This window comes from Rubrivirga sp., assembly GCF_049648075.1.
Taxonomy (GTDB): Bacteria; Bacteroidota; Rhodothermia; order Rhodothermales; family Rubricoccaceae; genus Rubrivirga.
The window spans coordinates 1-2,780 of sequence record NZ_JBARYR010000087.1 but is presented as its reverse complement, the minus strand read 5'-3'; the positions used below and the strand labels follow the sequence as shown (position 1 = coordinate 2,780).

The 2,780-nt window shown below is 71.0% G+C and carries 2 protein-coding genes and 2 pseudogenes; 1 reads left to right on the top strand and 3 read right to left on the bottom strand.

Features of this window, described 5'->3' with window-relative positions; translation table 11 throughout:
• The 3 genes and pseudogenes from WBA11_RS02400 to WBA11_RS02390 form a co-directional block, all read right to left on the bottom strand.
• Positions 1–518, bottom strand: a pseudogene (locus tag WBA11_RS02400) (hypothetical protein); the annotation flags it as partial.
• The gene (locus WBA11_RS02395; protein WP_424519131.1) at positions 515–1,114 is read right to left on the bottom strand and encodes an ECF-type sigma factor; all 600 of its coding nucleotides are present in this window, start codon (positions 1,112–1,114) and stop codon (positions 515–517) included. The gene WBA11_RS02395 and the pseudogene WBA11_RS02400, both read right to left, overlap by 4 nt.
• Positions 1,115–1,148: 34 nt before the next feature.
• Positions 1,149–1,778, bottom strand: a complete 630-nt coding sequence (locus tag WBA11_RS02390) for a LexA family protein (protein ID WP_424519130.1) — start codon at positions 1,776–1,778, stop codon at positions 1,149–1,151.
• Positions 1,779–2,046: 268 nt separating this feature from the next.
• On the opposite strand from WBA11_RS02390, the pseudogene WBA11_RS02385 reads away from it, so the two are divergent.
• Positions 2,047–2,780 (top strand): annotated as a pseudogene (locus WBA11_RS02385) (RNA methylase); the annotation flags it as partial.

Here is a 2,780-nt window from a genome sequence, read left to right as displayed (position 1 = left end):
CGTTCGAGGTCGGGGTCGAGCGCGTCGTTGTCGGCGACGGGACCGGCGAGCACCTTGACCGCGGCTCGGAGCCCCACGTCGGGGCGCTCGGCGAGGTAGACGACGCCCATCCCGCCGCGTCCCAGCTCCCTGACGATCTGGTAGGCGCCGACCGCGTCGCCAGAGGCGAGCGCGGGGTCGGCGACGTGGGCCGCGAACGTCTCGGCCGCTGGTTGGGAGAGGAAGTCGGCCTCTGGTGCCACGTCGAGAGCACGGGCCAGCACCTCGGCGCGCGCGGCGTACTCCGGGGCCTGCTCGCGGACGAGGCCGACGGCGTGACGTCGGTCGGTCGGTCCAGCGTCGAGTAAGAGGTCGAGCAGAACCCCATCAGCGCGGATCGTCGCTGAGATGGGGTCTCCCTCCAATGCTGTCTGCAAGCGCTCGCGCACAGACGTGCCGCCAGCAGCGCCGTATGCGGTCTCGGGTTGCCCGTCGGCGGTCTCCCCACCGTCCGGGCTGGAGGCGGGGAGTGTGCTCATGACGCTTGGGAGCAGGCGCTCTCGGACGGATCGCCCTCCGCGACGTAGGTGTAGAGGAGCGCGCGGGCCTTCTCCCAGTCCCGTTTCACGGTCGCCGGGCTCGTCCCCGTGAGGGTCGCGATCTCGGTGATCTCGAGCCCCGCGAAGAACTTGAGCTCGACGACGCGGTGGAGCCGCTCCCCGGCGCGCTGGAGCCGGTCCATCGCCTGGTCGAGATCGACGGCGAGGTGCATCCATCCCTCGACTCCGGCCGGGTCTGCGCCCGCCCGCACGTCGTGGTCGTTGATGGGAACCGTCGCGACTCCCCCGCCGCGTTTATCGGCCCCCCGCTTCCGGGCCGCGCTCACGAGGATGTTGCGCATGGCGCGGGCGTAGAGGCCGAGTGGGACGCTCGCGCCCTGGCCGATGTCGCTGATCTCGCGGGTGGACTCGCGCTGGAGCGCGAGGTACGCCTCGTGGACGAGGCCCGTCGTGGCGAGCGTGATCCCCGGACTCTCTCGCGAGCGAAGCCTCCGGGCGATCATGCGGAGGTCGGCGTAGACGGCGCGCTCGGCGTCGGCCACGGTGCGGATGGGGGAAGGGGACTTGACGGTCATCGTGGGGCGGTGGTGGGACGGGAAAGAGTGCGAGCTAGCGAAACGACTGGACAGCGAGCGAGGCGACGGCGACGCCCTGGATGCGGACCGCCCGCGCAGGCACCCGTTGCTCGGGGAACTCGGGGTTGGCCGCGACGAGCCGGACGTAGGAGCCGTCGCAGAAGACGTGTTTGAGCGTGTTCCCCTCGCCCTCGACGTAGACCGAGCACACGTCGGTATCGGTCGGGACGACGTCGGGGCGCATCACGAGCGTCATGCCGGGGACGATGCCGACCCCCTGCATCGAGAACCCCTCGACGTCGAGGAGGTAGTCGCCCGGCCGCATCTGAGGGACGAGGTCGGGGAGCGTCGTCACGAACTCGTCGGCCTGCTGGGACACGTCGGTGATCGGCCCGGCCGGGATCGTGCCGAGTCGGGGCCAGGGGCGGGCGCGGCCGTGCTGCTCGCCTTTCTCCGTCAACTCGATCTGAAGCGGGACGCCTCGGCCGCCCGACGTGAGCGCGACGAAGCCCGCTGCCTCCAGCTTGCGGAGGTGGGCGTAGACGGCCGACACATTGGCGAGCCCCATCCGGCCCGCGAGCTCGCGGCCGTTCGGGACGGAGCCCTTTCGGCGGATGGCCTCGTGGATGAGTCCGAGGAGTTCGGTTTGGCGGGGATAGAGCACGGTAGGAAGGCTGTGACAGGGTCGCTGTCAGTTTACACCTACGGGTAGCAACTCTGATCCCGGAAGGCCGAGAAACTGCGGCGGCATCGGCCTTGAAGGACAGGGCAGCTATCGCCAAGTCCAATGCTGACAGAGACGTAGAGCGCGGCAAGCGAGCATCAGAAAATTGCCCGGAGCGAGCCGAACTCACCGCCAGCGGGGCCGATGGCGCGACCCCCTGTGACGCGCCGTCGTCACCGCTTCCGGTCCTGAACCACCCTTTGAACCCATGACATTCTCTTGCACGACCACGAATCAGGGATCAGCCCAGCGCCTCGCTCGCGAGGTCGAGGCTCACGTCCGAGACTCGCAGGCCCTTGCGTCCGGCGACCTGTTCGCGCTCGCGGCCGACGCCTACAGGGGCACGCTCGCCGAGGGCGCCTTCACGCCCCGCGACGCCTACGACGCCGCCGAGCTCGGGCTCCACCTCCACCTGCTCCGCACCGTCGGATGCCTACCGCCAGAGGCCTCTGGCGTCCGCGAGGCGCTCGCCGAGGTCGAGCGCCTCTCGGCGCTCCTGCCCAGCCAGACGCGCCGGACGGCGGAGCAGAACGACTACCAGCAGTTCTCGACGCCCGCCGCCTACGCAGGCCTCTGCGCCTGGGTGAGCGGGGTAGGGGAGGGGTCCCGCGTGCTGGAGCCCTCCGCTGGCACCGGCGCGCTCTGCGCCTTCGCGCTCGCCTCTGGCGCCACGGTCCACGCCAACGAGCTCTCGGGTCGCCGGGCGGACCTGCTGGCGGTGCTTCTGGCCGAAGCGGGCCAGGACCCGGCAACGCTCACGCGCGAGAACGCCGACCACCTCGACGCCATCCTCCCGCCGTCCGTCCGGGCCGACGTGGTCTTAATGAACCCCCCGTTCTCGCAGACCGCCGGGCGTCTCGGGAGCCGCCGAGTCCCGACCGTCGGGACCGACCACGTGTTCCAGGCCCTCCGGCGGCTCGACGCGGGCGGGCGGCTGGTGGC